Genomic DNA, 26,887 nt, shown 5'->3' on the forward strand with positions numbered 1-26,887 from the left:
CGTCCATGCCAACGAATCTCTTTCGCTTCATCATCGCCTTGGTGCTGCTGCCGTTCTCGTGGGCTGTAGCCGGAGCGCAAGCCGTCAGCTTTCCGGATCTCGGCAGCGCGCTGCCCGGCCGCGCCGATGTGACCTATCTCGATCTTGCCAGGATGGTCATCCCTGATCTCGCCGCGGACAAGGACGGCTTCTACAAGGGCGGGTCGCCCATCGACATGCGCCACATCGAGGGACCGGACGATGGCGGTTCGCCACCCGAGACCTCGGGCTTTTTCAATGCCGCGGTGCTGGCCATCAAGGCCGGCGGCAAGGACCGGCTGGCGATGCTGTTCGACCTTGGCGATTCTCCCGACAGCGCCGAGGGCTACGCGGTGCTGGCGCTGTACGACATCACGGCCAAGCCGAAATTGCTCGACGCGGCCAATGTCGCGGTCGACCGCAGCACCTATTTCCGCGAGCCGAACAAGCTTTCGATCGGCGAGGGCGACGATGCGCTGATAACCATGAGCGCGCATTTCAATTCGAACCAGAACTATGTGGCCACGCCACTGATCATGGTTGCCAAGGACAGGTTCGAACTGGTCGACATGATCTATACGTTCGATGAGAAGCTGTGCGCCTACAGCCGCAAGCAGGACATCGGGTTCCAGACCATCGCGGACGGACAGCCTTATGCCGCCATCAAGGCGACAGTCACCGACGCCACCGAGCCAAGCGGTGAAAGCTGTGACGAGGCCGCGCCCAAGGCTGCGTCGCACGAGATTTCCGTCACCTATCATTGGGACAAGACGCATTACGTCAAGGATTCCGACGCGTTCGAAAAATTGGCAGCAGAGAACGAGAAACGCTTCTGAACCCGGCGCATTCGTTTGCCCGGGCAAGGCGGGCAAGCTAAAATCGGCGCCATCGCACTGCACATGATGGGGGAACTACCATGGACAAGGGTAAGATCTTTCGCGACCTGCATGCCTCGACCTTCGTCATGCCCAATCCCTGGGATGTCGGCACGACGAAGCTGCTTGGCTCGTTCGGCTTCAAGGCGCTGGCGACGACCAGCGCCGGCTTTGCCTTTTCGCGCGGCCTGCCGGATGGCGCCGTGACCTTCGACCAGATGATCCATCATTGCCGCGACGTGACGGCGGCGACCAGCCTGCCGGTTTCGGCCGATCTCGAAAAAGGCAAGGGCGACAGCGCCGAGCAGGCCGCCGAAACGATCTTCGCGGCGGAAGCGGCGGGCCTTGCCGGCTGCTCGATCGAGGACCACACAGGTGACCCCGACAAGCCGATCTATGATTTTGCCCACGCGGTCGAGCGCGTCGCGGCGGCGGTGGAGGCGGCGCGGGCGCTGAAGCGCGATTTCGTGTTCACGGCGCGGGCCGAGAACTTCTTGTGGGGCAAGTCCGACCTCGACGACACCATCAAGCGGCTGCAGGCCTTCGAGAAGGCAGGCGCCGACGTGCTCTATGCGCCGGGCATCGACGACGTCGAGATGGTGCGCACCATCTGTTCGGCGGTGAGCAAGCCGGTCAATGTCATGGCGCGGCCAGGCTTCACCATCGCCGATCTCGCCATGGCCGGCGTCAAGCGCATTTCGCTCGGGCCGTGGCTGACCAACTTCGCCTACGGCATGCTGGAGACGGCGGCGCGCGAAATCCAGCAGGACGGCACGTTCGGCTTCACCCGCGCCGCCATGCCGTTCGGCAAGTTGCAGGCGCTGTTCCGCGAGTCCTCATGAACAGGCCGGGCGCATGATGCTGGCCGTCGTCGACATGCAAAGCGGCGGCGCGCCGCTTAGTATCCCTACTGGTGGATTCCTGCGCCGCTGAGCCGAGTTAGAGCAATTCCAGGAAAAGTGTGACACGGTTTTCCGTCCGGAATTGCGTAAAAACAAAGAGATAGAGCGGTTCGCCGTTTCCGTGAAACGGTGAAATGCTCTAGTCCCGCGAGCGGCGTGCCGCTTCGCGCGCCGAAATCGCCTTGTGCAGGTGCACCATCATGGCGGCGGCGAAAAGCGGCGTCACCAGGTTGAGCAGCGGCACCGCGAGGAAGGCCGCGATGACCAGCCCGGCGAGGAACACCGTTCCGGCATGGTGCCTGCGCAAGGCCCTGGCATCCTCCTCCGGACGGAACCGCATGGCGGCGAATTCGAAGAATTCCCGCCCGAGCAGGTAACCGTTGACGATGAAGAAGGCGGCGATGTTGATGCCCGGCACCAGCAGGAGCAACAGGGCGACGATGTTGCCGAGGATGACGACGCCGAAGAACTTTATCGCCAGCACCAGCGAGCGCAGCGCCGGCATTGCGCGGCCGGGCGGATCGGCTGGATAGTCGGTGCGCTCGACCACTTCGGCGACATCGTCGAGGAACAGGCCGGCGATCGCGGCCGTGACCGGCGCGACGAGCAATGCCATGCCGAAGGCGAGCGCAATTGCCGCAATGATGCCGCCCAGCCAGCCGGCCCAGGACGGTATGCCCGGCAACAGCGTCTGCAGCCATGGCAAGGCCAGCCATTCGACAAGGCTGGTCAGGCCGAACCACAGGGCGACCAGCGCCAGCAGGGTCAAGCCCAGCGTCTTGAGGAAGACGGCCCGAAAAGGCGGCGAGAGCAGCTCAAGGGCCGCGGTACGGGCAGCGTCGAAAATCACCGTGCTTCAACCCTCGATGAGCAGACACCGCCGAATGGACGGACGCTCCCGAGATAGGCAGCCCAAGCCATGAGCACAAGCGCGCAGCTATCTTGCAAGCGCCGGCTTGCGAACCGGGATGGTCATGGCCGCGACGCCGGCAACGACACAAGCCATGCCGAGCCATACAGTCGGCCCCAGGGTTTCGCCGAGGAAGACAGCGCCGATGCCAACGCCGATCGGCACGCGCAGATAGGCCTGCGACGTCGTGCCGACCGAGCCCAGCGTGTGGATGAGGCGGAAATAGATGACGAAGGCGAGCGCCGTCGAGAATATCGAGAGGCCGAGCAGCGCCAGGATCGACGCCAGAGATGGCGTGAGCGTCCAGGGCTGGTCCACCACCAGGCTGAGCGGCACCAGCATAACGGCGCCGCAGAGCATGGAACCGGCGGCCGGCAGCATCGGATCGAGGCCCTTGAAGCCACGGCCGAAGATCGCGGCGCCGGCATAGCAGACCGTCGCCACGACGATGGCGACTTGTGCCCAGAGTTCATGACCGAGACCGCCCAGCGCTTCGGTACCGATGATGAGGCAGATGCCGGCAATGCCGGCGCCGACACCGACCAGTTTGCGCAGCGTGACCGGTTCATGGCGGGTGATCAGCGCGGTGAGCAGGAAGGTGAAGATCGGCGACGTCGCGTTCAGGATGGTGGCGAGGCCGGCATCCACCGAGCGCTCGGCGGCGGCGATCAGCGTGAACGGGACGACGCTGTTGAGGCATGCCTGGAAGGCGAAGCGGCGCCAGCTCGCCGCATCGCTGGGCATGGCGAGCCCACGCCAATGGATGATGGCCAGAAGAATAGCGCCGGCAATCAACGTGCGCGTGGCGATGAACGTGATCGGCGGGATCGTCTCGACGCCGATCTTTATGAAGGTGTAGGAGGCACCCCACAATACAGCCAGCACGCCGAGCAGCGCCAGGTCGGTCGTTGTATCGTTTCGTGTCGGCATCCGCTGGCTCGCCTTCGGGCTGTGATCGAACAGGCCAGAATGTAGGCAAGGTCGCGACAAAATGCTTCGGCCACGGTCGAATTGTCGTAGCGCCTCACGTGGATGCGCTGGGATGATCCGCCAAAGTTGAGTGCCGCGCTCTAGGCAAAGCCGTTTCGAATCGCTAGACCCGCGCCCGGCCTGCATGGCAAGAAGCTGGCTCTGGTTTTTGGCGGAGATATTGATGCCGGATTATGACGTGCTTTGCATCGGCAATGCCATTGTCGACATCATCGCCCAGTGCGAGGAGGAATTCCTCGAAACCAACGGCATCATCAAGGGCGCGATGAACCTCATCGATACCCAGCGCGCCGAACTGCTCTACAGCCGCATGGGTCCGGCGATCGAAGCCTCCGGCGGCAGCGCCGGCAACACGGCGGCCGGCGTCGCCTCCTTCGGCGGCCGAGCCGCGTTCTTCGGCAAGGTTTCCAACGATGCGCTGGGCGAAATCTACGCGCACGACATCCATGCCCAAGGCGTCGCCTTCGACACCAAACCGCTCAAGGGCGAGCCGCCGACGGCGCGCTCGATGATCTTCGTCACCCCCGATGGCGAGCGCTCGATGAACACCTATCTCGGCGCCTGCGTCGAGCTCGGGCCGGAGGACGTCGAGGCCGACAAGGCGTCTGGCGCCAAGGTCACCTATTTCGAGGGCTATCTGTGGGATCCGCCGCGCGCCAAGGAAGCGATCCGGCAGACAGCCAGGCTGGCGCACGCGGCAGGCCGCGAAGTGTCGATGACGCTGTCGGATTCGTTCTGCGTCGACCGCTACCGCGACGAATTCCTCGAGTTGATGCGCTCGGGCACCGTCGATATCGTCTTTGCCAACAGCCACGAGATCAAGTCGCTCTACCAGACATCGTCGTTCGACGACGCGCTGGCGCAGATCCGCAAGGATTGCCGGATCGCCGCCGTGACGCGGTCCGAGAAAGGCTCCGTCATCGTGCGCGGCGACGAGACCGTGGTCATCAAGGCCACCGCCATCAAGGAGCTGGTCGACACGACCGGCGCCGGCGACCTCTACGCCGCCGGCTTCCTGCATGGCTACACGCAAGGCCGCGACCTCAAGACCTGCGGTGACCTTGGCTCACTGGCGGCCGGATTGGTGATCCAGCAGATCGGGCCAAGGCCAAGGCAGAATTTGCGCCGCGAGGCTGAGCAGGCGGGGTTGTTGTAGGGGCACTTTTTTCCTTCTCCCCCTGTGGGAGAAGGTGTCGCCGAAGGCGACGGATGAGGGGTGCTCCAGCTTGACAGGACGGCGATCCGTCACGCACCCCTCATCCGTCTCGGCGCTGCGCGCCGATCCACCTTCTCCCACAAGGGGAGAAGGAAAAAGCGCCCCGCTGCTCACCGTCGCGTCACTGTCACATATCGCTCCTACACGAAATCGCGAGCCTCCCGCGACTGAACATTTCGGGGCGCCCGCAATCAGATGGGATGTTCAAAAATGCAAGGCAGCAAGCTGTCGGGCGGCGCGAGACGTTGCCGCCGCGATCTTCGTTTTCAGCACTAGAAATTCAGCAACCGGCCGCGGCTAAGGGAGGAGCGCGGCCCGGAAGACAGATGCATGAACAGATTTCAGACAACCGGTCTCGGGCAGGACGACTTCGCGGAGATGGTCGCGGAAGACGTCGAACGCGCGCTTGCCCACTATGACGAGGCCATAAACCAATCCACCGTGGTCTCCGTCGGCAAGATTGCCGGCAGCATAGCGTCCGCCGTCACCTCGCTGTCGCCGAGACACCAGCGCGCCATCGATACCATCCATGCCGACCTTCCCGGCCTTGCCCAGAAATTCGTGCGCGCGCTCGCGGCTGAAGCGGCGCGCCGCAGCGAAGCCGGCACCGCCGGCCTGCCGGTGCCGTTGTCGGCCGGCGAACCACCTTCCCCGCAATCCGACGACCTCGAATCGATGCTGATCGAGGACTGGGCTGGCCGCGTCGCCGGCTCGACCTATCTGGAAGAAAACCTGCGCATCGCTCGTTCGACCCTGCACCGCTGGCAACGACGCGGCGATGTCATCGCCTTGCGCAAGGGCGGCCGCAAACACGTCTTCCCGCTGGCGCAGTTCGTCGACGGCAGGCCGGTGGCAGGCATAAGCGACGTGCTCAAGCTGATCGGCAATCCGAGGCTCGCCTGGCTGTGGCTGACACGCCCGGCGGCGCAACTCGACGGCCGCATACCGATCGATCTGCTGCGAGCGGATCAGGTCGAGGATGTGGTCGAGGCCGCGCGGGTTTTCCCGCCGGGCTGAGCTTCGCTGGAAAAGCGTTCACAGGCTCACAATCGGCTCTTGCCTGCTGCCCGGATCGCCGCTCAAGTCCCCGCCGTATAGGCCGCGATCGCCGCCATGTTGACGATGTCGCTATCCTTGGCATTCAGCGAGACGATCTGGACCGGCTTGTTGAGGCCGACCAGCAGCGGGCCGATGACCGTCGAGCCGCCAAGTTCCTGCAGCATCTTGGTCGAGATCGAGGCCGAGTGGAAGGCCGGCATGACCAGCACATTGGCCGGACCAGTCAGCCTGATGAACGGGTATTGTGCCATGGCGCGTGCGTTGAGCGCGACGTCGGCGGCCATTTCACCGTCATACTCGAAGTCGACGCGGCGCTTGTCGAGGATGCGCACGGCCTCCTGGACGCGCTCCGAGCGCTCGCCCTGCGGGTGGCCGAAGGTGGAATAGGCGAGCATTGCGAGCCTCGGCTCGTAGCCCATGCGGCGGGCAAAGCCGGCCGCTTCCTCGGCGATGTCGGCGATCTGCTCGGCGTTGGGCATGTCGTGCACGGCGGTGTCGGCGACCAGCACGGTCTTGCCTCGCGCCAGCACGATCGAGACGCCGATGACGCGGTGACCAGGCTTGGCGTCGATGACGCGGCGGATGTCGTCGAGCGCGGTGGAATAGTTGCGGGTGACGCCGGTGACGATGCCGTCGGCATCGCCCAGCGCCACCATGCAGGCGGCGAAGTGGTTGCGGTCATTGTTGATCAGGCGCTGGCAATCGCGAAACAGGAAGCCTTTGCGCTGCATGCGCTCGTAGAGGTAGTCGGTGTAGATGCCGTTGCGGCGCGACAGCCGGGCATTGATGATCTCGATGCCTTGCTTGTTGAGGTCGATGCCGGCGTGCTTGGCGTTCTCCTTGATGACGTCGTCGCGGCCGAGCAGGATGGCGGTGCCGAGTTTCTGGTTCACATAGGAGACGGCGGCGCGCATCACCTGCTCCTCCTCGCCCTCGGCGAAGACGATGCGCTTGGGCTGGCGGCGCACGCGGTCATAGATGCGCTGCAAGGTGGAGGCGATCGGATCGCGCCGGGCGGACAGTTCCTGCGCGTAGCGGTCGAGGTCGAGGATCGGCTTGCGGGCAACGCCCGAATCCATCGCCGCCTTGGCCACCGCGAGCGGAATGGCCGAGATCAGGCGCGGGTCGAACGGCACCGGGATGATGTAATTGGGTCCGAATCTCGGCCTGTTGCCCTGGTAGGCGGCGGCGACGTCGTCAGGCACGTCCTGGCGCGCCAGTTCGGCGAGCGCGCGCGCGGCGGCGATCTTCATGTCGTCGTTGATGGTGGTCGCCCGCACATCCAGCGCACCGCGGAAGATATAGGGGAAGCCGAGCACGTTGTTGACCTGGTTGGGGTAATCGGACCGCCCCGTGGCCATGATCGCGTCGGTGCGGATCTCGGCCACTTCTTCCGGCGTGATCTCGGGATCGGGATTGGCCATGGCGAAGATGATCGGGTTCTTGGCCATCGACTGCACCATGGCGGTGGTCAGCGCACCCTTGGCGGAGAGGCCGAGGAAGACGTCGGCGCCGTCGAGCGCTTCGGCAAGGCTGCGCCTGTCGGTCTTGACCGCATGCGCCGACTTCCACTGGTTCATGCCTTCGGTGCGGCCCTGGTAGACGACGCCCTTGGTGTCGCACAGGATGATGTTTTCCGGGGCAAAACCCATCGCCTTCATCAGCTCGATGCAGGCGATGCCGGCGGCACCGGCGCCATTGCAGACCAGCCTGGTGGTCTTCATGTCGCGACCAGTGACCTCCAGCGCGTTGATCAGGCCGGCGGACGAAATGATGGCGGTGCCGTGCTGGTCGTCGTGGAAGACCGGGATATCCATCAGCTCGCGCAGGCGCTGCTCGATGATGAAGCATTCCGGCGCCTTGATGTCTTCGAGATTGATGCCGCCGAAGGAGGGGCCGAGATAACGCACGCAGTTGATGAACTCCTCGGCATCCTCGGTGTCGACCTCGAGATCGATCGAATCGACATCGGCGAAGCGCTTGAACAACACCGCCTTGCCTTCCATGACCGGCTTGGAGGCCAGCGCGCCGAGATTTCCCAGACCGAGAATGGCGGTGCCGTTGGAGATGACGGCGACCATGTTGCCGCGCGTCGTGTAGTCGAAGGCGCGGCTCGGATCCTCGGCGATGGCGCGCACCGGCACGGCGACACCCGGCGAATAGGCGAGGCTGAGATCGCGCTGCGTCGTCATCGGCTTGGTGGCGACGATCTCCAGCTTGCCGGGCCGGCCCATCGCGTGGAATTCGAGCGCTTCCTGCGCGCTGACGGACGGACCGCTGTTCTCGGTTTTCCTGGCCATGATGTCCTGATTTCCTCGCCGGTGCAGCACCTCCTTGAAGCGGGTGCCTTGTTTCGGTCCGAATTAAGACCACGCGCCGCCGCGTGTAAACCGCCAGCGCGCGGGAATCGCAGGCCGGCGCGCAAATGCCGGCAAGCGACCAGCCAGTCGTCCCCTGCTTTTCGAGGCTCCGGCATTAAACCCGGCAATCACATCTGCTAGCGTGCCGCGCATGAACATGCACAGCCCGAACGAGCCAGACGCCCCCGAGGCGATGACGCCGCTACAGCCTGGTGCGCCCGCCGTCACGCCGATGATGGAGCAGTTCATCGAGATCAAGGCGGCGAACCCGGATTCGCTGCTGTTCTACCGCATGGGCGATTTCTACGAGCTGTTCTTCGACGATGCCGAAAAGGCCAGCCGGGCACTGGGCATCGTCTTGACCAAGCGCGGCAAGCACCAGGGCCATGACATCCCGATGTGCGGCGTGCCGGTGCATGCCGCCGACGATTACCTGCAGAAGCTGATCGGCCAGGGTTTTCGCGTTGCCGTCTGCGAGCAGATCGAGGATCCGGCCGAGGCCAAGAAGCGCGGCTCCAAATCGGTGGTGCGCCGCGACGTGGTGCGGCTGGTGACGCCGGGCACCATCACCGAGGACAAATTGCTGGCGCCATCGGAATCGAGCTTCCTGATGGCGCTGGGACGAGTGAAGGGCGGAGCCGATCATTCCTTCGCATTGGCCTGGATCGACATCTCGACAGGCGCCTTCCGCGTCGCCGAGACCACCGCCGACCGGCTGCTGGCCGACATTTTTCGCGTCGATCCGCGCGAGCTGATCGTCGCCGAACCGGTGTTTTACGATGCCGAGCTGAAGCCGGTGTTCGACGTGCTTGGCCGGGTCGCCAACCCGCAGCCGCCATCGCTGTTCGATTCGGCCTCGGCCACCGGGCGCATCGCCCGCTTCTTCGACGTGGCGACGCCGGACAGTTTCGGCACGTTTTCGCGCGCCGAGCTGTCGGCAATCTCGGGCGCCATTGCCTATGTCGAGAAGACGCAGAAGGCCGAGCGCCCGCCATTGTCGCGGCCCGAGCGCGAGGAACAGGGCTCGACGCTGTTCATCGATCCGGCGACACGTGGGAATCTGGAGCTGCTCCGCACATTGTCGGGCAACCGCGAAGGCTCGTTGTTCAAGGCGATCGACCGCACGGTGACCGGTGGCGGCGCCAGGCTGCTCGCCGACCGGCTGATGGCGCCGCTGACCGACCCGGCTGCGATCGGCGCACGCCTGGATTCGGTGTCGTTCTTTCGGTCCGAAACGCGGCTGTGCCAGGCGGTGCGGACAAGCTTGAAGAGCGTCGCGGACATGCCGCGCGCGCTTTCCAGGCTGGCGCTCAACCGGGGCGGCCCGCGGGACCTCGGCGCATTGCGCGCCGGCTTCGAGGCGGCCGGCGCCATCGCCGAAATCTTTGCGGAGACCGCCCTGCCCCAGGAATTGGCTGATGCGCTCGCCGCCATTCATGCGCTGCCCCAGGCGCTGGCCCGGCATCTGACGCAGGCGCTTGGCGAGGAACTGCCGCTGCTCAAGCGCGACGGCGGCTTCCTGCGCGGCGGCTATCACGGCGAACTCGACGAGATGCGGGCGTTGCGCGACGAGTCGCGAAAAGTGATCGCCGGGCTGGAGCGCTCGCTGATCGAGGAGACCGGCATCCGCTCGCTGAAGATCCGGCACAACAATGTGCTCGGCTACTACATCGAAGTGACCGCCAACCATCATGCGGTGATGACCGGCAGCGATGGCGCCAAGGCGCGCTTCATCCACCGCCAGACCATGGCCAATGCCATGCGCTTCACCACGACCGAACTCGCCGAACTCGAGACCAAGATCGCCAATGCCGCCGACCGGGCGCTCGGCATCGAGCTCGCCGCCTTCGATGCGCTGACGGCGGAAGCGGTCGGCGAGGCGGATAAAATCCGCGCCGGCGCCGATGCGCTCGCCGTGCTCGACGTCTCGGCGGCATTGGCGCTTTTGTCGGAAAGCGAGGCCTGGTGCCGGCCGGTGGTGGATTCGAGCCTCGCCTTCGAGATTTCCGGCGGCAGGCATCCCGTGGTCGAGCAGGCCCTGCGCCGTTCCGGCGAGGGTCCGTTTGTCGCCAATGATTGCGACCTTTCGCCGGAGGGGAACGCCAAAAACGGCGCGATCTGGCTTCTGACCGGCCCCAACATGGGCGGTAAATCGACGTTCCTGCGGCAAAACGCGCTGATCGCCATTCTCGCCCAGACCGGCTCGTTCGTGCCGGCGGCATCGGCCCATATCGGTGTCGTCGACCGGCTGTTCTCGCGCGTCGGCGCTTCCGACGACCTGGCGCGCGGCCGTTCGACCTTCATGGTCGAGATGGTCGAGACGGCGGCGATCCTCAACCAGGCCGGCGAACGGGCGCTGGTGATCCTGGACGAGATCGGCCGCGGCACCGCCACTTTCGACGGCCTGTCGATCGCCTGGGCGGCGGTGGAATATTTGCACGAGAAGAACCGCTGCCGGGCAATTTTCGCCACCCATTTCCACGAAATGACCTCGCTCGCCGGCAAGCTGGCGCGGCTCCACAACGTCACCATGCGCGTCAAGGAATGGGAAAACGACGTCGTCTTCCTGCACGAGGTCGGAAAGGGTGCGGCCGATCGCTCCTACGGCGTCCAGGTGGCGCGCCTCGCCGGTCTGCCGGAAGCGGTGGTCGACCGGGCCAAACAAGTGCTGCACCAGCTGGAGGAAGGCGAGGTTTCCGGCAAGACCAACCGGCTGGTCGACGATTTGCCGCTGTTTTCCGTGGCGGTGAAGCGCGAAGCACCGAAGCCGGTGAAGAGCGACGCGCTGGGCGCCGCGCTCGGCGAGATCAATCCCGACGAGATGACGCCGAGGGAAGCGCTGGAGGCGCTTTACCGGCTGAAGGGGCTGATGTAGCCGGTAAGGGCTGGCGGGACAGCACCCCCCTCTGCCCTACCGGGCATCTCCCCCGCAAGGGGGGAGATCGGCAGCTCCCGCGCTCCGCTCATCCTACACTGTTGGTGATTGGCGAAAGCCAAGGTTACGTCCAATCTCCCCCCTTGCGGGGGAGATCGCCGGCAGGCCAGAGGGGGGTGTGAAGGAACGCGACCTGCGCTGTCTAGATCATCTCCAGCCCGCGCTTTCGCGTCGGCGGCGGGAAGGCACGGTCGAGATCGGCGAGATCTTCACCGATAAGCTTGATGTCGAGCGCGGCAAAGTTCTGGCGGACGTGCTCCTGGCTGCTGGCCTTGGGAATGGCGATGACGCCCTCTTGCTGCATCACCCAGGCCAGGGCGATTTGTGCCGCGGTGGCGCCATGGCGGGCGGCGACCGCGTCGAGCCTGGCATTGCGCGCCAATGCACCCTGTTCGACCGGCGAATAGGCCATCAGCGGAATGCCGCGCTTGCGGCTCCAGGGCGCTAGATCGAACTCGAGGCCGCGCCGGACCAGATTGTAAAGCACCTGGTTGGTCTGGACATTACCGCCATCGGGCAAGCCGGCGAGGTCTTCCATCTCCTCGATGTCGAAATTGCTGACGCCCCAGTGGCGAATCTTGCCGGCTTTCTTCAACGCCTCGAAGGCTTCGACCGTCTCCGCCAAGGGCACGCTGCCAGGCCAATGCAAGAGATAGAGGTCGATGCGGTCGGTGGCGAGGCGCTTCAGGCTGTTCTCGCAGGCGCGCTGCACGCCCGCGCGCGAAGCGTTCGACGGCAGAACTTTCGAGACCAGGAAAACCTCGGCGCGGCGCCCGGCTATGGCTTCGGCCACGACCTCCTCGGCACCGCCGCTGGCATACATCTCGGCGGTGTCGATCAGCGTGACGCCGAGATCGAGGCCAAGCTTGAGAGCAGCGATCTCATCGCCACGGCGCCTGATATCCTCGCCCATCTTCCACGTGCCCTGGCCGAGCACGGCAATGGCTTCGCCGGAGGGCAGCGTGGTGGTTCTGACGGTCGATGGCATGGCAGGCTCCGTTCGGGACCGGATCGCATCACAGGCCGGGCGAGAAATCCAGAGGCGTTCTCGCCCCCGGCGATCTGTCGGACCCCTATTTAACCGGATGGGCAGCAAGCCAGTCCTGCATCTGCTTGATCTCGGTCTCCTGCGCGGCGATGACCGCCTCGGCCAGCTTGCGGATTTCGGGATCCTTGCCATTGGCAAGCTCGACCTTGGCCATGTCGATGGCGCCCTGATGGTGCGGGATCATGCCTCGGACGAAATCGACGTCGGCATTGCCGGTATACTGCGAGGCCATCATGCCGGCGTGCATCTTGTCCATCGCCGCCTTGTAGCCCTCGGTCGACGGGCTTTCCGCGCCCATTGCCATGCCGGTCATGTCGTGTTTCATCTCTTCGCTTTGCGCGGGGACGCTTTCGAGGAAGACTGCAAGCAGCATTCCGGCCGCCATCAGCAAAAGCACGAGTTTCTTAGCCAAGGTCATTCATGGTCTCCTGTTGCAGGGATTTCGTATTTGGGGGTTTGGATCAGAGTTTCAACGTTCTCAGCCGCAATGCGTTGGCGATTACCGACACCGACGACAGGCTCATCGCCGCCGCCGCCAGCATCGGCGACAAAAGCGTGCCGGTGAGCGGATAGAGCACGCCGGCGGCGACCGGTACGCCAAGCACATTGTAGAGGAAGGCGAAGAACAGGTTCTGGCGGATGTTGCGGATGGTGGCCTGGGCCAGCGCGCGGGCCCGCACGATGCCGTTGAGATCGCCCTTGACCAGGGTGATGCCAGCACTTTCGACCGCGACATCGGCGCCGGTACCCATGGCGATGCCGACATCGGCGGCGGCAAGCGCGGGTGCGTCGTTGACGCCATCGCCGGCCATGGCGACGCCGGCGCTCGTGCCGCGCAACTCGTCGACGAGCGCTGCCTTCTGTTCCGGCAAGAGCCCGGCGCGCACCTCGTCGATACCGAGGCTGCCGGCGATCGCCTTGGCCGTGCGTTCATTGTCGCCGGTCGCCATGATGATCCTCAAGCCGCTGTCATGCAGGGCCTTGATCGCCTCGGCGGTGGTCGCCTTGACCGGATCGGCAACGGCGACGATGCCGGCCAGCCTGCCGCCGACAGCGACGAACATCGCCGTCTTGCCGTCGCCCTGCAACGCCTCCGCGCTGGCCGCAACGGCGGAAACATCGACGCCGAGATCGCGCATCATCGCGGCATTGCCGAGCGCGACAGTCTTGCCCGACACGGTGCCTGAAACGCCCTTGCCGGTGGTCGCCTCGAAATCGCCGACGTGGGCGACGGTCACGCCGCGCGCCGCGGCGCCTTCGACGATGGCCTCGGCCAAGGGGTGTTCAGACCCCTTCTCGAGACTTGCCGCAAGCCCCAGCAAGTCGTCCTCGGCAAAGCCGCTGGCAGTTACGATATCGGTCAGCTTCGGCCGGCCTTCGGTCAGCGTGCCGGTCTTGTCGACGATCAGCGTGTCGACGGAGGCAAAGCGTTCGAGTGCGGCGGCCTCCTTGATCAGCACGCCGGCAAGAGCGCCGCGCCCGGTGGCGGTCATGATCGACATCGGCGTGGCAAGCCCAAGCGCACAGGGACAGGCGATGATCAGCACCGAGACCGCCGAGACGACGGCAAAGACCAGGCTGGGCTCTGGACCAAGGACCGCCCAGGCAATGAAGGCCGCGACGGCAACCAGGACGACGGCCGGAACAAAGTAGAAGGAAACGCGGTCGGCCAACCCCTGGATCGGCGCGCGCGAGCGCTGTGCCTTGGCGACGAGTTCGACGATGCGCGCGAGCGTGGTCTCGGAACCGATCCGTTCGGCGCGCATGATCAGCGAGCCTTGCCTGTTGAGCGTGCCGCCGGTCAGCGCGTCGCCTTCGGTCTTTTCGACCGGCAACGGCTCGCCCGTGATCATCGATTCGTCGATGGAAGAGCGGCCTTCGAGCACGGTGCCGTCGACCGGAACGGCTTCGCCCGGACGGACGCGCAAGCGGTCCCCGGCCTTGACGCCGTCCAGCGGGACGTCGCTCTCGGAGCCGTCTTCAGCGATCCGCCGCGCTGTCTTGGGCGCCAGATCGAGCAGGGCGCGGATCGCCGAACCGGTCTTTTCTCGGGCGCGCAATTCCAGCACCTGGCCGAGGAAGACCAGCGCGACGATGACGGCGGCAGCCTCAAAATAGACCGGCACCGCACCGCCATGGCCGCGGAACTGATGCGGGAAAATGTCCGGGAACAGCGTGGCGACGACGCTGTAGAGATAGGCGGCACCGACACCGAGCGAAATCAGCGTCCACATATTGGGGCTGCGGTTGAGTATCGATTCCCAGCCGCGATGAAAGAAGGGAAAGGCGGCCCAAAGCACCACCGGGCTTGCCAGGGCCAGCTCGATCCAGACCTTTGTGCGATCCCCGACCAGTCCTTCGAACGACAGGCCGACCATCGGCGCCATGGCGACGATCAGAAGCGGGATCGACAGGGCCGCGCTGACCCAGAACCGCCTGGTGAAGTCGACCAGCTCCGGATTAGGTCCTTCATCGCCAGTCGGCACGCCCATTGGCTCCAGCGCCATGCCACAGATCGGGCAGGAGCCGGGCTTGTCGCGGACGATCTCGGGATGCATGGGGCAGGTGTACTGCGTACCCTTGGGCATCGGCGCCGGCACCGGCTTGTCGCCGAGATAGGCTTGCGGGGCCGCCTCGAACTTCGCCTTGCAGCCGGCGGAGCAGAAATAGAAGCCCTGGCCTTCATGGCGGACAAAGTGCCTGGCCGTGGCGCGATCGACGCTTATGCCGCAGACGGGGTCGATGGCCGTCAGGTATTTCTCCGGCTCGGCCTGGAATTTCGTGCGGCAGCCTTCGCTGCAGAAGTGATAGAGCCGGCCGCCATGTTCTGCTGTCGGCTTGCCGGCGGCCGGATCCACGGTCATGCCGCAGACCGGATCGCGCAGGACCGCGCCCGCGTCCACGGCTTTCGGCGCGCAGCAGCCGCCATGCGTGTGATGATCGTGATCTGAATGCGCCATTGCGAAGGCCTCTTTCCAACTGCTTCCAGCCGGAGGTAGTGCTTCCAGTAACTGGAAGGTCAAGGGCTGTTTTGATTATTCGTATTTCGAGGCTCAACCCGGCTGTTCGCCCAGAAAAAGTCGACATTCCGTAGCGCTGCGTGTGCTAACGCTCGGCCCTCCGACAACAATTCGAATCCCGGTAAATCAATGAAATGTCTGGTCATCAATCTTGATCGGTCTCCCGACCGGCTCGCCCACATCACGGCGGAGTTTGCCCGCATCGGCATCGCCTTCGCGCGAATCGTCGCGACCGATGCCCGTGACCATCCTGAGTTGGTGCTGCAGCCACAATTTTCGATCTACGCCGTCCGGCGCCTGTCCTCCAGCGAGGTCGCCTGCATGCACAGCCATCGCGCCTGCTGGTCGATCATCGCTCAAGACGATGCCCCTTATGGCGCCGTCTTCGAGGACGACGTCGTGTTCTCCGCGAAAGCCGGTGCCCTTCTGGCCGATAGTGGCTGGATTTCGGCCGATGCCGATGCCGTCAAACTCGAAACATTCTTCAGCAAGACCATGATCCAGAGGAAAAGGATCGCCGTCGGCAACGGCTTCTCCCTATTCAGGCTTCGCAGGAGCCATATGGGGACCGGCGGCTACATCGTCTCCAGGCAGATGGCGCGCGACCTCCTGGAAGCTACCGCGCAGGCCAGCGCAGCTGCCGACGATCTCCTCTTCAACCCCGTGTTCCCGACGTCGGCAAGCAAGACGATCTACCAACTCGTTCCCGCACTCTGTGCGCAGGACCAGTTCGTGGGCGACAGATTGCCAAGCCTGCTTTACGAAGAGCGCGAAGCCGAATGGGTCGCAAGCGGGCTGACCATCAAGCGCAGAAAGCCCCTCGCCGAGAAGATAAGGGTAGAAATCAGGCGGGTCGTCGAGTGGGTCGTCGATCACTGCAAGCTGCGGCATTATACGGTCATTGCGCTCGATCCCCCTGCGGCTGAAGAGCCGATGTCTTGCCTGGCCGCCGGCGGCAACGAGAACGCGCTTTAGACGCCCAAAGGGCAAGACCGATCCGTATCCGAAAGCCCGGTAGTTTTGGTTCAGGCACTGCTTCGAACTTGCTGTGGCCGGCAAAGTAGAAATTGACCATTTCGGCACTATCATTTCATCACGGCGCAAAATACTCTTAAAAAGTCAACAGACACCGGCTCCGGTGTGCTAGAGAACGCCGCCACTCCCGGAAGACAACGATTTCGTCAAATGAAGCGCCTGGTCATCAATCTCGATCGATCTCCCGACCGACTTGTCCACATGACATCGGAGTTCGCCCGCATCGGCATTGGGTTCGAGCGGGTCGCGGGGATCGATGCCCAGGAACATCCCAATCTGGTGCAGCAGCCGCAGCACGCGATACATGCCATCCGGCCCCTCGCCGGCAGCGAGATCGCCTGCCTGCATAGCCATCGTGCCTGCTGGACGATCATCGCCCAGGACGACGCCCCGTACGGCGCCGTCTTCGAGGACGACATGGTGTTTTCCGGCAGAGCCGGTGCGTTGCTGGGCGATACGAGCTGGGTTCCGGAGGACGCGGACGTCGTGAAGCTCGAGACGTTCTTCTCCAGAACCGTGATCCAGAGGAGAAGGGCCCCTGCCGGACACGGTTTTTCCACGGTCCGGCTCCGCAAGGGCCATCCAGGGGCTGGGGGTTATCTCCTCTCGCGGCAAATGGCGCGCGAGTTTCTGGAGGCAACGGCGCAAGTCAACATAGCTGTCGACGATCTCATCTTTAACCCCGCTATGTCGGCCGGCAGGAATATCTACCAACTTGTTCCCGCCCTCTGCGCGCAAGACCAGTTCGTCGGCTACAGGCTGCCGAGCCTGCTCGACCAGGAACGAGATGCCGCGCGGACCGCGAGTGGGCTTATGACAAGGCAGAGGAAGCCGACGGCGGTGAGAATCAGCCGGGAAGCCGGGCGGACCATGAGGTGGATCGCCGACTTCTGCAGGCTGCGGCGGCAGATTGTCGTGCCCTTCGGCCCCATCGAGGCAATCGACTAAGCCAATTCCGGGCTGTCGGCCGGCCCCATACCCAGCGCCGCGAAAACGCGCTATAGACGCCGCCCAAAAGGCAAGGCCAACCGATACCTATGGCGAAAATCTCCCTGAAGCTCGATGAACTGATCGACGGCGAAACCTTGCGCCGCGAGATGACGGCGCTGACCGCGGCGAGCGCCGGCGATGGTTCCAGCCCTGTCATCCGCGCGGCCGTTCTCCAGCTTCTCAAGGGCCGGCTCGCCGAGGGCCGCAGAAAAGCCGAGGCCATGCTGAGGCAGGATGGCGGCGGCAATGCCTGCGCCGAGCGGCTGTCGCATGTGATGGATGAGCTGATCCGGGCGCTTTACGATTTCGCCGCGACCCATGTCTACCGGGTGAAGAACCCGTCGTCGGCCGAGCGCATGGTCGTGGTTGCGGTCGGCGGCTATGGCCGCGGCACGCTGGCGCCGGGATCCGACATCGACCTTCTGTTCCTCTTGCCCTACAAGCAGACGCCGTGGGGCGAACAGACAGTCGAATACATGCTCTACATGCTGTGGGACCTCGGGCTGAAGGTCGGCCATGCCACCCGCAACATCGACGAGTGCCTGCGGCTGTCGCGCACCGACATCACCATTCGCACCTCGATCCTGGAGGCGCGCTTCCTGTGGGGCGAGCGCAAGCTCTATGACGAGTTGATGCTGCGCTTCGACCATGAGGTGGTGCGCACCACCGGTCCGGAATATGTCCAGGCCAAGCTCGCCGAACGCGACGAGCGCCACGCCAAGGCCGGCGAAAGCCGCTATCTTGTCGAGCCCAATGTCAAGGACGGCAAGGGCGGCCTGCGCGACCTGCAGACGCTGTTCTGGATCGGCAAGTATTTCTATCGGGTGCGCACTGGAGAAGAACTGGTCGAGAAGGGCGTCTTCACCGATGCCGAGTATCGCGAATTCCAGAAGGCCGAGGACTTCCTGTGGGCGGTGCGCTGCCACATGCATTTCCTCACCGGCAAGGCCGAGGAGCGGCTGCATTTCGACATCCAGCGCGAGATCGCCGAACGGCTGGGTTATACCACCCATCCCGGCCTGTCGGCGGTCGAGCGCTTCATGAAGCACTACTTCCTCGTCGCCAAGGATGTCGGCGACCTCACGCGCATCTTCTGCGCGGCACTGGAGGAGGAGCAGGCCAAGCATGTTCCCGGCTTCAACCGCATCTTCCTCACCTTCCAGCGCCGCAAGCGCAAGCTGGCCGGCACGTCGGATTTCATTGTCGACAACCATCGCATCAACATCGCCGACGACCAGGTGTTCGAACGCGACCCGGTCAATCTGCTGAGACTATTCTGGTTCGCCGACAAGCACGGGCTGGAATTCCATCCCGATGCGCTGAAGCTGCTCACCCGCTCGCTCGGCCTGGTCAACAAGTCGCTCAGGCGCGACGAAGAGGCCAACCGGCTGTTCCTCGACATTTTGACGTCGGACCGCAATGCCGAGCTCAACCTGCGCCGCATGAACGAGGCCGGGCTGCTGGGCCGGCTGATCCCGGATTTCGGCAAGATCGTCGCCATGATGCAGTTCTCGATGTACCACCACTACACGGTGGACGAGCACCTGATCCGCTGTATCGGCGTGCTGGCCGAGATCGAGCGCGGCGATGGCGAGAAGGTGCATCCGCTGTCGCATTCGCTGATGCCTGGCCTGAAGAAGAGCCGCGAGGCGCTCTATGTCGCGGTGCTGTTGCACGACATCGCCAAGGGCAGGCCAGAGGATCATTCGGAGGCCGGCGCCCGGATCGCACGCCGCATCTGCCCGCATATGGGGCTGTCGCCGGCCGATACCGAAACCGTTGCCTGGCTGGTCGAGAACCATCTCGTGATGTCGATGACGGCGCAGACCCGCGACCTCAACGACCGCAAGACCATCGAGGATTTCGCCGCGATCGTGCAGTCGGTCGAGCGGCTGAAGATGCTTTTGATCCTGACCGTTTGCGACATCAGGGGCGTGGGACCAGGTGTCTGGAACGGCTGGAAGGGCCAGTTGCTGCGCACGCTCTACTATGAGACCGAACTGCTTTTGACCGGCGGCTTCTCGGAAGTGTCACGTGCGCAGCGGACGGCGGCGTCGCGCGAGCGTCTGGCCGAGGCGCTCGCCGACTGGCCAGACAAGGCCCGCAAACGCTATGTCGGCCAGCACTACGAGAATTATCTCCTGACCGTCGACCTGCCGGACCAGCTTCGCCATGCCGAATTCATCCGCGATGCGGATGCGGCGGGCAAAAAGCTTGCCACCATGGTCAAGACGCACCAGTTCGAAGCGGTGACCGAAATCACCGTTCTGGCGCAGGACCACCCGCGTCTTCTCTCCGTCATTGCCGGGGCATGCGCCGGCGCCGGCGGCAACATTGTCGACGCGCAGATCTTCACCACGTCGGACGGCCGCGCCCTCGACACGATCCTGATCTCGAGGGAGTTCGACCGTGACGAGGACGAGCGGCGGCGCGCCGAGCGTGTCGGTCGGCTGATCGAGGACGTGCTGTCCGGCAAGAGCTGGCTGCCGGAGATGATCGAGAAGCGCACCAAGCCACGGCGCGGCTCCAAGGTGTTCAAGATCCCGCCCCGCGCCGAAATCCGCAATGCGCTGTCGAACCGCTTTTCGGTCATCGAGGTCGAGGGGCTCGACCGCCCTGGCCTGCTGTCGGAGATCACCAGAACCCTGTCCGACCTGTCGCTCGACATTGCGTCGGCCCACATCACCACCTTCGGCGAAAAGGTCATCGACACCTTCTACGTCACCGACCTCACCGGCCAGAAGATCGACAGTCCGGCCCGCATTGCCACGATCCGCAACCGGCTGATAGCGACGCTCGAAGGCGCCGCGCCGGAGCGCGGCGGCAGGGCCAAGGCGGCCGCCGAGTGAGAGCCATCATCACTTTGTCCCAATCTCCAGAGCTATTCGCCGTTTCACGGAAACGGCGAATAGCTCCAACTTTTTGTTTCAACACAATTCCGGACGGAAAACCGTTTAACGCTTTTCCTGGAATTGCTCACAGGCAGTCTCCGAACGCATGAGCCTCGTCAAGAAATTCGCAACAGTCGCTTCCGGCACGCTGATGAGCCGCGCACTGGGGTTTGGCCGCGAGATGCTGATGGCGGCGGCACTGGGCACCGGGCCGGTGGCCGACGCGTTCAACGCCGCCTTCCAGTTTCCCAACACCTTTCGCCGGCTGTTCGCCGAGGGCGCCTTCAACGCCGCCTTCGTGCCGCTGTTTGCCAAGGAGATCGAAACGCACGGCACTGATGGCGCCAAGCGCTTCTCCGAGGAAGTGTTCGGCGTGCTGTTCACCGCGCTGCTGGCGCTGACCATCGTCATGGAACTGGCGATGCCGCTGATCGTGCGCTACCTGGTGGCGCCGGGCTTTGCCGACACGCCTGGAAAGTTCGAGACGACCGTCGCACTGGCGACGATCATGTTCCCGTACCTCATCTGCATGTCGCTTGCCGCCATGATGGCGGGCATGCTGAATTCGCTGCGCCGCTATTTCGCGGCGGCGATCGCGCCCGCGTTCCTCAACATCATCCTGATCAGCGTGCTTGGCTACGCCTGGTATCATGGGCTGGATGCACGTGCTGTCGGCTTCAGCCTGTCCTGGGGCGTTTTGGCGGCAGGCATCGTGCAGCTCGCCATCGTCTGGGTGGCGGTGCGCAACGCCGGCATCTCTATCGGCTTCCGCCGGCCGAAGATGACGCCGAACGTGAAGCGGCTGTTGATCCTAGCGCTGCCGGCAGCGATCACCGGCGGCATCACCCAGATCAACCAGCTGATCGGCACGGCGATCGCGTCGGCGCAAGACAGCGCCGTGTCCTCGCTCGCCTATGCCGACCGCGTCTATCAGCTGCCGCTCGGCGTCGTCGGCGTGGCAGTGGCGATCGTGCTGTTGCCCGAGCTGTCGCGGGCGTTGAAATCAGGCAATCTGATCGAGGCGGCCAATCTGCAGAACCGCTCCGTCGAGTTCACCCTGTTCATGACCTTGCCGGCGGCGGCGGCACTCTGGGTGATGTCGGAGCCGATCGTGCGGCTGGTCTATGAGCGCGGCGCGTTCGCCGCCAACCATTCGACGCCGACGGTGGCGGCGATCCTGGCGATCTTCGGCCTGGGCCTGCCGGCCTTCGTGCTGATCAAGGCCTTCACCCCCGGCTATTTCGCCCGCGAGGACACGCGCACGCCGATGATCTTCGCCGCCATCTCGGTGGCGGTGAATGTCGCCACCGCGCTGACGCTGTTTCCCAGGATGGGCGCACCCGGCATCGCAGTGGCGTCTGCCGTGGCCGGCTGGGTCAACGCGCTGATGCTGCTTGGCGTGCTTATCCGGCGCGGCCATTGGGGCCGCGACGTACCGCTCCTGAAGCGCATTCCACGCCTGGTGCTGTCGGCGGCGGTGATGGCGGTGGCGCTGTATTTTGCGGAGCATTGGCTGGCCGTCAGACTCGGCCCCGGCTCGCCGCTGGTGGTCAAAGCGACGACGCTTCTGACGCTCGTCGCCGGTGGAGCGCTGCTCTACTTCGTCACAGCGTTTGCCACGGGTGGCGCCGATTTCGGCATGATCCGGCGCAATGTCGGACGCAAGGAGACACCACAGCCTAAGGAACAGTCTTCAGATCCGTGAGCCGGAATTCGTCGGCTGTCGAAAGCATCGGGACGGCATAGTAGCGCGCGCAAGCATAGTGAAAACAATCCGCCAAATTCAGTCGGATGGCCTTGTTGCGAAACCGCGACGCAGCCTCAACGGACAATGACGTTGCGTCAGCGGCAGGCGGAAGCTCCCGCACGGCAATAGCCCGTTCTTCGAGAAAACGACTGACTATCTTGAGGCTCACTTCGACCGGCACCGCTAGCTTTTCGGATCGCGAAAGGGCCATTGCCGCTTCCCACACCGCGATTGCCGACGTGAACGGAGCCGATGCTTCCAAGACGGCCCGTGCGCAGCGCTGCGCTTCGGCCTCGTGGCTGAGCATCGCGACGATAGCGGCTGCGTCGACAAACATCAGTCTTCGCCGGACAATTCGTCGTAGACCGAGCGCGGCAGCGGTTTGCGCGCCTGCTCGCTGAGCTCGATTCCAAATTCGGCGCGCAGCCTTGCCGCCGTCTCCAACGGCGTCTCGCGATTGCGGCGGCGCTCAAGCGCTTCGCGCATGGCAATCACGATCGCCTCGGTTATGCCAACGCCCTCAATTCTAGCGAAGGTGCGCGTTAAGTCATCCGCTTCTTTGTTGTTGATGTTGATCGTCATAACGTGCCTACCCAATCGAATGTAGCGGAAATAATGTAGCCACCTACATCAAAATGTCAATATCTTGAGGAGCCTTTGGAGGGCCAACCAGCCCCTTGATCCTGCCGCCCCCTTCGTCCATAAGCGCGCCGTCGCAAGACTTTCGCCGCGCGCGGTTTCCAGCCGCATGATTGGCTCCAAAAAGTCTGCAACTTTTTGGAATCATGCTTATACGGCCCTCCACAAGCCATGAGGAAACCCATGTCCGCCTTCAAGCCACTCGTCTTCTCTGGTGTCCAGCCGACCGGCAATCTGCACCTCGGCAACTATCTCGGCGCCATCAAGAAATTCGTCGCCCTGCAGGACACGTCCGACTGCATCTATTGCGTCGTCGACCTGCATTCGCTGACCGCGCAGCTCGTCTATGATGACCTTGCTGACCAGACGCGGTCGATCACCGCGGCGTTCCTCGCCTCCGGCATCGACCCGAAGAAGCATATCGTCTTCAACCAGTCGCGGGTCATGCAGCATGCCGAGCTTGCCTGGATCTTCAATTGCGTGGCGCGCATCGGCTGGATGAACAAGATGACGCAGTTCAAGGACAAGGCCGGCAAGGATCGCGAAAACGCTTCGCTGGGCCTGCTCGCCTATCCCTCGCTGATGGCCGCCGACATCCTGCTTTACCGCGCCACCCATGTGCCGGTCGGCGAAGACCAGAAGCAGCACCTGGAGCTGACCCGCGACATCGCGCAGAAATTCAACAACGACTTCTCCGATCGCATCGCCAGCCTTGGCGTCGGCGTCGAGATGCAGGTCGGCGACGAGACGGTGAACGGCTTCTTCCCGATCACCGAACCGGTCATCGGCGGCCCGGCGGCGCGCATCATGAGCCTGCGCGACGGGTCGAAGAAGATGTCGAAGTCGGACCCGTCGGACCTGTCGCGCATCAACCTGACGGATGACGCCGACACCATCTCGAAGAAGATCCGCAAGGCCAAGACCGATCCGGAAGCCTTGCCGAGCGAAGTCGACGGGCTGGAAACCCGGCCGGAAGCCGAAAACCTGGTCGGCATCTATGCCGGTCTCGCCGAGCTTTCCAAAGCCGAGGTGCTGAAGGAATTCGGCGGCCAGCAATTTTCGGTGTTCAAGCCGGCGCTGGCCGATCTGGCGGTGGAGAAGCTGGCGCCAATCGCCAGCGAGATGCGCCGCATCCAGGGCGATCGCGCCTATGTCGACGCGGTGCTCAGGGATGGCGGCGAACGCGCCGGCGTGCTGGCCGAAACGACGATGAAGACGGTGCGCGACATCGTCGGCCTGCTACAGGGCTGACCTGTACCAAGACACCGCCGCCAGCCGGCCGCTTGCGGCCAAATGATGGCGGTGGCAGATTGCGGCCGAAAACACATCGAGCAGATAGACATGGTCTCCAAACGCCTCATCCGTGAAGCCGGTCATCGCAGGAAATTCCTGACGATCATCGACGATACGCCGGAATGCGAGCGTGCCGTCGCCTACGCCTCGAAGCGGGCGCAGAGCACCAGCGGCACGCTGGTGCTGCTCTATGTCATCGTCCCTGATGATTTCCAGCATTGGCTGGGCGTCGAGAAGATCATGCGAGAAGAGGCCAACGCCACGGCGCGCGCGGCGCTTGATGGCTATGCCAACAAGGTGCGCCAGAAGCTCGGCATCGAGCCGGAGATGGTGGTGCGCGAAGGCAAGCCGACGGAGGAGATCCACAGGCTGATCGAGGAAGACCAGGATATCGCCATCCTGGTGCTGGCGGCCGGCGCCGGCAAGGAAGGCCCGGGGCCGCTGGTCGGCGCCGTGGCCGGCAAGGGTGCTGCCTTCCCGATCCCTGTGACTGTGGTGCCGCAGAATCTTTCCGACGAGGAGATCGACAGTCTCGCCTGAAGCCTGCCAGGAATTTCGATTCCCCAGCTAGCAAAAACATTCCGCCAGCCAGCCGTTCCGGCGACGCGTTCCGCTTGAATGTTCAGCCGATAGAGCTTATTTAGAACTATTCCAAACTATCTGCCCAATACGGGCACGGAGACGTCCATGTTCATCCAGACCGAATCGACGCCGAACCCGGCGACGCTGAAATTCCTGCCCGGCAAGGAAGTGCTTCTGGAAGGCACCGCCGATTTCCGCGATGCCGACAGTGCGGCCGTGGCGTCGCCGCTGGCCGGCCGGCTGTTCGAAATCCCCGGCGTCACCGGCGTGTTCTTCGGCTATGACTTCATCACCGTGACCAAGGACGGCCCCGACTGGCAGCATTTGAAGCCGGCGATCCTCGGCGCCATCATGGAGCATTTCATGTCCGGCGCGCCTGTCATGGCCAAGGCGGGTCCCGCCGCCGAAACCAGCCAGACCGGCGAATTCTACGACAAGGCGGACGAGGAGCTCGTCATCACCATCAAGGAGCTGCTCGACACGCGGGTGCGCCCGGCGGTGGCCCAGGATGGCGGCGACATCACCTTCCGCGGTTTCGAGAATGGCACCGTGTTCCTGCACATGAAGGGCGCCTGCGCCGGTTGCCCGTCATCGACGGCGACGCTGAAGCACGGCATCCAGAACCTGCTTCGCCATTTCGTGCCGGAAGTGCAGCAGGTCGAGCAGGTCGCCTGATCGTTTCGCTCTATTTGCCAACTGTAAAAAACAAAAAACCGGGCCGAATTGCCCGGTTTTCTGTTTTGGGACGTCCATTGTTGCCTAGACGGTCCGCGTACGAACTGCTTTGACCCTGGTCCTTGCGACCACGATCAGAGGACGATGACCTTGGCGCCGACCGAGGCGCGATCATAAAGGTCGATGACGTCCTGATTCATCAGCCGGATGCAGCCCGACGACATCGCCTTGCCGATCGAGTTCCATTCCGGGCTGCCGTGCAGGCGGTAACCCATGTCACCGCCCTTGTTGAAGAGATACATGGCGCGAGCGCCGAGCGGGTTCTTCAGGCCCGGCTCCATGCCGCTGGCGAACTTGGCGAGTTCCGGCTGGCGCTTGATCATCTGCGAAGGCGGCGTCCAGGTCGGCCACTCACGCTTGATCGCGATATGGGCGGTGCCATGCCACTCGAAGCCCTCGCGGCCGACGCCGATGCCGTAGCGGATCGCCAGGCCGTCGCCCTCGACGAAGTAGAGGAACTTGTTCTGCGTGTCGACGATGATCGTGCCGGGTTTTTCCTTGGTGTCGTAATTCACTTCCTGGCGGTGATACTTCGACGGCACCTTCTCGATCGGGATGCGCGGCAGCTGGTAACCGGCATCGGTCACCGCGCCATAGTCGTTGGAAAATATCTGCCCGCCAATGGTGCTGCAACCGGCGAGTGCAGTGGACAGCGCCATTGCGGCAACTATTGCAAGCGACTTCATGCGCATGAGGTGATCCGGAGCCCCGCCCAAACTTAGAGCGGCACGAGTCGGCCGCCTTCTCGCCATCATTCATGCTGGCATTTGCTTTGCTTGCCAAGCACCCGATGCCTATATCCAGGGCCTTACCTGCTGGTAAGCGTATCACTATGGCATTTCGGCAACAGCCTTCACCAGATTGTGAAGCAAATTCAATGGGCCCGAACCGCGGGCCGGCAAAATCAGGGAAACCGCCATGAATGTCGGGGACGCCGCCAACCGCTCAGGCCTGCCGGCCAAGACCATCCGTTACTATGAGGAGATCGGCCTGATCGCGCCCGCGCGCGCCGCCAACGGCTACCGCGACTATTCCGGCGACGATATCCACCGGCTGGCCTTCCTGCGCCGCGCGCGCAATCTCGGCTTTTCCATCGATGATTGCCACCAGCTGATGGCGCTCTACCAGGACCGCAGCCGCGCCAGCCACGACGTGCGCGAGATCGCCGCTGCCCATGTCAAGGCGATCGAGGAGAAGGTGCGCGAGCTGCAGTCGATGCGTTCGACCCTGCAGACGCTGATCCACGCCTGCCATGGCGACAACAGGCCGGACTGCCCGATCCTGGACGATATGGCGGGGGCGGCCGGCGACGGAGCCGTTTCGGCGAGGCGATAGCGAAAAGAGGTTTGCCGGCCGGCGCGATGACCTCGTGTACCCATCCGTTCAATGTCTGGAACGGACCGGATAGGCGTGCTTCGGCTGACTCGCGCGCGAAAACTGATTTAGGTAAGTCTAATATGCTAATTGGCTAAAGTACGGAACGTCCAATGGACAAGAACGGAACCAAAGCGGTTACGTCAGACCTTTGCGCAGACAACGCAAGACTTTAGTCCTGCCGCTTATAGTTAAGAACGGAAGGTGATCGGCGCGACATGGGGCCGCGACGGATCATTACCAGACCGCGCTCAGACAAATTATGGTG

The 26,887-nt window shown here is 63.8% G+C and carries 22 protein-coding genes; 13 read left to right on the forward strand and 9 right to left on the reverse strand.

Going from position 1 to position 26,887, the window contains the following annotated elements:
- The first annotated feature begins 5 nt into the window (after positions 1-5).
- Both MESOP_RS00870 and MESOP_RS00875 read left to right on the forward strand, forming a co-directional pair.
- Positions 6-854: a hypothetical protein gene (locus MESOP_RS00870; protein WP_013891421.1), complete on the forward strand. Its 849-nt coding sequence runs from the start codon at positions 6-8 to the stop codon at positions 852-854.
- An 80-nt stretch (positions 855-934) separates the two neighbouring features.
- Positions 935-1,735 (forward strand): isocitrate lyase/PEP mutase family protein, encoded by an 801-nt coding sequence (locus tag MESOP_RS00875; RefSeq protein WP_013891422.1) that lies wholly within the window; start codon positions 935-937, stop codon positions 1,733-1,735.
- A 199-nt stretch (positions 1,736-1,934) separates the two neighbouring features.
- Here the strand turns inward: MESOP_RS00875 and MESOP_RS00880 are convergent, their stop codons facing one another.
- Together MESOP_RS00880 and MESOP_RS00885 are read right to left on the reverse strand one after the other, a co-directional pair.
- A complete protein-coding gene (locus MESOP_RS00880) occupies positions 1,935-2,645 on the reverse strand; it encodes a sulfate transporter family protein (RefSeq protein WP_013891423.1) in 711 nt (236 codons plus the stop codon).
- 87 nt (positions 2,646-2,732) lie between these two features.
- The gene (locus MESOP_RS00885) at positions 2,733-3,635 is read right to left on the reverse strand and encodes a DMT family transporter (protein ID WP_013891424.1); all 903 of its coding nucleotides are present in this window, start codon (positions 3,633-3,635) and stop codon (positions 2,733-2,735) included.
- A 223-nt stretch (positions 3,636-3,858) separates the two neighbouring features.
- Here MESOP_RS00885 and MESOP_RS00890 point away from each other — a divergent pair, with 223 nt between their 5' ends.
- Both MESOP_RS00890 and MESOP_RS00895 read left to right on the forward strand, forming a co-directional pair.
- Positions 3,859-4,851: an adenosine kinase gene (locus MESOP_RS00890; protein ID WP_013891425.1), complete on the forward strand. Its 993-nt coding sequence runs from the start codon at positions 3,859-3,861 to the stop codon at positions 4,849-4,851.
- A 390-nt stretch (positions 4,852-5,241) separates the two neighbouring features.
- Positions 5,242-5,928 (forward strand): antitoxin Xre/MbcA/ParS-like domain-containing protein, encoded by a 687-nt coding sequence (locus MESOP_RS00895; RefSeq protein ID WP_013891426.1) that lies wholly within the window; start codon positions 5,242-5,244, stop codon positions 5,926-5,928.
- Between the two features lie 62 nt (positions 5,929-5,990).
- Here MESOP_RS00895 and MESOP_RS00900 read toward each other — a convergent pair whose 3' ends face one another.
- Complete coding sequence (locus MESOP_RS00900) at positions 5,991-8,270, reverse strand: NADP-dependent malic enzyme (RefSeq protein ID WP_013891427.1); 2,280 nt, start codon at positions 8,268-8,270, stop codon at positions 5,991-5,993.
- A gap of 211 nt (positions 8,271-8,481) precedes the next feature.
- Here MESOP_RS00900 and mutS point away from each other — a divergent pair, with 211 nt between their 5' ends.
- Positions 8,482-11,205, forward strand: coding sequence for a DNA mismatch repair protein MutS (gene mutS, locus MESOP_RS00905; RefSeq protein WP_013891428.1), 2,724 nt, complete (start codon positions 8,482-8,484; stop codon positions 11,203-11,205).
- Positions 11,206-11,407: 202 nt separating this feature from the next.
- Here mutS and MESOP_RS00910 read toward each other — a convergent pair whose 3' ends face one another.
- From MESOP_RS00910 to MESOP_RS00920, 3 genes are all read right to left on the reverse strand, one after another.
- Positions 11,408-12,253, reverse strand: a complete 846-nt coding sequence (locus MESOP_RS00910) for an aldo/keto reductase (protein WP_013891429.1) — start codon at positions 12,251-12,253, stop codon at positions 11,408-11,410.
- An 85-nt stretch (positions 12,254-12,338) separates the two neighbouring features.
- Complete coding sequence (gene copM / locus MESOP_RS00915) at positions 12,339-12,731, reverse strand: CopM family metallochaperone (RefSeq protein WP_013891430.1); 393 nt, start codon at positions 12,729-12,731, stop codon at positions 12,339-12,341.
- Positions 12,732-12,774: 43 nt separating this feature from the next.
- Complete coding sequence (locus MESOP_RS00920) at positions 12,775-15,273, reverse strand: heavy metal translocating P-type ATPase (RefSeq protein WP_013891431.1); 2,499 nt, start codon at positions 15,271-15,273, stop codon at positions 12,775-12,777.
- Positions 15,274-15,462: 189 nt separating this feature from the next.
- Between MESOP_RS00920 and MESOP_RS00925 the strand changes: the two genes are divergently transcribed.
- The 4 genes from MESOP_RS00925 (at position 15,463) to murJ (ending at position 21,954) form a co-directional block, all read left to right on the forward strand.
- Positions 15,463-16,308, forward strand: coding sequence for a glycosyltransferase family 25 protein (locus tag MESOP_RS00925; RefSeq protein WP_013891432.1), 846 nt, complete (start codon positions 15,463-15,465; stop codon positions 16,306-16,308).
- A gap of 210 nt (positions 16,309-16,518) precedes the next feature.
- Positions 16,519-17,316 carry a glycosyltransferase family 25 protein gene (locus MESOP_RS00930; protein ID WP_013891433.1) on the forward strand — a complete coding sequence of 266 codons (798 nt, stop codon included), beginning with the start codon at positions 16,519-16,521 and terminating at the stop codon, positions 17,314-17,316.
- A gap of 89 nt (positions 17,317-17,405) precedes the next feature.
- Positions 17,406-20,207 carry a [protein-PII] uridylyltransferase gene (locus tag MESOP_RS00935; protein ID WP_013891434.1) on the forward strand — a complete coding sequence of 934 codons (2,802 nt, stop codon included), beginning with the start codon at positions 17,406-17,408 and terminating at the stop codon, positions 20,205-20,207.
- A 148-nt stretch (positions 20,208-20,355) separates the two neighbouring features.
- On the forward strand, positions 20,356-21,954 hold the full coding sequence (gene murJ / locus MESOP_RS00940) for a murein biosynthesis integral membrane protein MurJ (protein WP_013891435.1): 1,599 nt from the start codon (positions 20,356-20,358) through the stop codon (positions 21,952-21,954).
- Here murJ and MESOP_RS00945 read toward each other — a convergent pair.
- Together MESOP_RS00945 and MESOP_RS00950 are read right to left on the reverse strand one after the other, a co-directional pair.
- The gene (locus MESOP_RS00945) at positions 21,929-22,333 is read right to left on the reverse strand and encodes a type II toxin-antitoxin system VapC family toxin (protein ID WP_013891436.1); all 405 of its coding nucleotides are present in this window, start codon (positions 22,331-22,333) and stop codon (positions 21,929-21,931) included. The two genes, murJ and MESOP_RS00945, sit on opposite strands and share 26 nt — an antisense overlap.
- Positions 22,333-22,578 (reverse strand): type II toxin-antitoxin system VapB family antitoxin, encoded by a 246-nt coding sequence (locus MESOP_RS00950; RefSeq protein ID WP_013891437.1) that lies wholly within the window; start codon positions 22,576-22,578, stop codon positions 22,333-22,335. Before MESOP_RS00950 ends, MESOP_RS00945 begins: the two co-directional genes overlap by 1 nt.
- 240 nt (positions 22,579-22,818) lie before the next feature.
- Between MESOP_RS00950 and trpS the strand changes: the two genes are divergently transcribed.
- The 3 genes from trpS to MESOP_RS00965 all read left to right on the forward strand — a co-directional run bounded on the left by trpS (position 22,819) and on the right by MESOP_RS00965 (position 25,185).
- Complete coding sequence (trpS, locus tag MESOP_RS00955) at positions 22,819-23,886, forward strand: tryptophan--tRNA ligase (RefSeq protein WP_013891438.1); 1,068 nt, start codon at positions 22,819-22,821, stop codon at positions 23,884-23,886.
- A gap of 90 nt (positions 23,887-23,976) precedes the next feature.
- On the forward strand, positions 23,977-24,468 hold the full coding sequence (locus MESOP_RS00960; RefSeq protein ID WP_013891439.1) for a universal stress protein: 492 nt from the start codon (positions 23,977-23,979) through the stop codon (positions 24,466-24,468).
- Positions 24,469-24,615: 147 nt separating this feature from the next.
- Positions 24,616-25,185: a NifU family protein gene (locus MESOP_RS00965; RefSeq protein WP_013891440.1), complete on the forward strand. Its 570-nt coding sequence runs from the start codon at positions 24,616-24,618 to the stop codon at positions 25,183-25,185.
- 134 nt (positions 25,186-25,319) lie between these two features.
- On the opposite strand, the gene MESOP_RS00970 is transcribed toward MESOP_RS00965, so the two are convergent.
- On the reverse strand, positions 25,320-25,937 hold the full coding sequence (locus MESOP_RS00970) for a L,D-transpeptidase (RefSeq protein WP_013891441.1): 618 nt from the start codon (positions 25,935-25,937) through the stop codon (positions 25,320-25,322).
- 226 nt (positions 25,938-26,163) lie between these two features.
- Between MESOP_RS00970 and cueR the strand changes: the two genes are divergently transcribed.
- Positions 26,164-26,580 (forward strand): Cu(I)-responsive transcriptional regulator, encoded by a 417-nt coding sequence (gene cueR, locus MESOP_RS00975; RefSeq protein ID WP_013891442.1) that lies wholly within the window; start codon positions 26,164-26,166, stop codon positions 26,578-26,580.
- Positions 26,581-26,887: the final 307 nt, after the last annotated feature.

This window comes from Mesorhizobium opportunistum WSM2075, assembly GCF_000176035.2.
GTDB lineage: Bacteria > Pseudomonadota > Alphaproteobacteria > Rhizobiales > Rhizobiaceae > Mesorhizobium > Mesorhizobium opportunistum.

Bases quoted from the DNA above. Each gene is read 5' to 3' on its own strand.
- MESOP_RS00870 (WP_013891421.1), top strand. From the start codon at position 6: ATGCCAACGAATCTCTTTCGCTTCATCATCGCCTTGGTGCTGCTGCCG.
- MESOP_RS00875 (WP_013891422.1), top strand. From the start codon at position 935: ATGGACAAGGGTAAGATCTTTCGCGACCTGCATGCCTCGACCTTCGTC.
- MESOP_RS00885 (WP_013891424.1), bottom strand. From the start codon at position 3,635: ATGCCGACACGAAACGATACAACGACCGACCTGGCGCTGCTCGGCGTG.
- MESOP_RS00890 (WP_013891425.1), top strand. From the start codon at position 3,859: ATGCCGGATTATGACGTGCTTTGCATCGGCAATGCCATTGTCGACATC.
- MESOP_RS00895 (WP_013891426.1), top strand. From the start codon at position 5,242: ATGAACAGATTTCAGACAACCGGTCTCGGGCAGGACGACTTCGCGGAG.
- MESOP_RS00900 (WP_013891427.1), bottom strand. From the start codon at position 8,270: ATGGCCAGGAAAACCGAGAACAGCGGTCCGTCCGTCAGCGCGCAGGAA.
- mutS (WP_013891428.1), top strand. From the start codon at position 8,482: ATGAACATGCACAGCCCGAACGAGCCAGACGCCCCCGAGGCGATGACG.
- MESOP_RS00910 (WP_013891429.1), bottom strand. From the start codon at position 12,253: ATGCCATCGACCGTCAGAACCACCACGCTGCCCTCCGGCGAAGCCATT.
- copM (WP_013891430.1), bottom strand. From the start codon at position 12,731: ATGACCTTGGCTAAGAAACTCGTGCTTTTGCTGATGGCGGCCGGAATG.
- MESOP_RS00920 (WP_013891431.1), bottom strand. From the start codon at position 15,273: ATGGCGCATTCAGATCACGATCATCACACGCATGGCGGCTGCTGCGCG.
- MESOP_RS00925 (WP_013891432.1), top strand. From the start codon at position 15,463: ATGAAATGTCTGGTCATCAATCTTGATCGGTCTCCCGACCGGCTCGCC.
- MESOP_RS00930 (WP_013891433.1), top strand. From the start codon at position 16,519: ATGAAGCGCCTGGTCATCAATCTCGATCGATCTCCCGACCGACTTGTC.
- MESOP_RS00935 (WP_013891434.1), top strand. From the start codon at position 17,406: ATGGCGAAAATCTCCCTGAAGCTCGATGAACTGATCGACGGCGAAACC.
- murJ (WP_013891435.1), top strand. From the start codon at position 20,356: ATGAGCCTCGTCAAGAAATTCGCAACAGTCGCTTCCGGCACGCTGATG.
- MESOP_RS00945 (WP_013891436.1), bottom strand. From the start codon at position 22,333: ATGTTTGTCGACGCAGCCGCTATCGTCGCGATGCTCAGCCACGAGGCC.
- MESOP_RS00950 (WP_013891437.1), bottom strand. From the start codon at position 22,578: ATGACGATCAACATCAACAACAAAGAAGCGGATGACTTAACGCGCACC.
- trpS (WP_013891438.1), top strand. From the start codon at position 22,819: ATGTCCGCCTTCAAGCCACTCGTCTTCTCTGGTGTCCAGCCGACCGGC.
- MESOP_RS00960 (WP_013891439.1), top strand. From the start codon at position 23,977: ATGGTCTCCAAACGCCTCATCCGTGAAGCCGGTCATCGCAGGAAATTC.
- MESOP_RS00965 (WP_013891440.1), top strand. From the start codon at position 24,616: ATGTTCATCCAGACCGAATCGACGCCGAACCCGGCGACGCTGAAATTC.
- MESOP_RS00970 (WP_013891441.1), bottom strand. From the start codon at position 25,937: ATGCGCATGAAGTCGCTTGCAATAGTTGCCGCAATGGCGCTGTCCACT.
- cueR (WP_013891442.1), top strand. From the start codon at position 26,164: ATGAATGTCGGGGACGCCGCCAACCGCTCAGGCCTGCCGGCCAAGACC.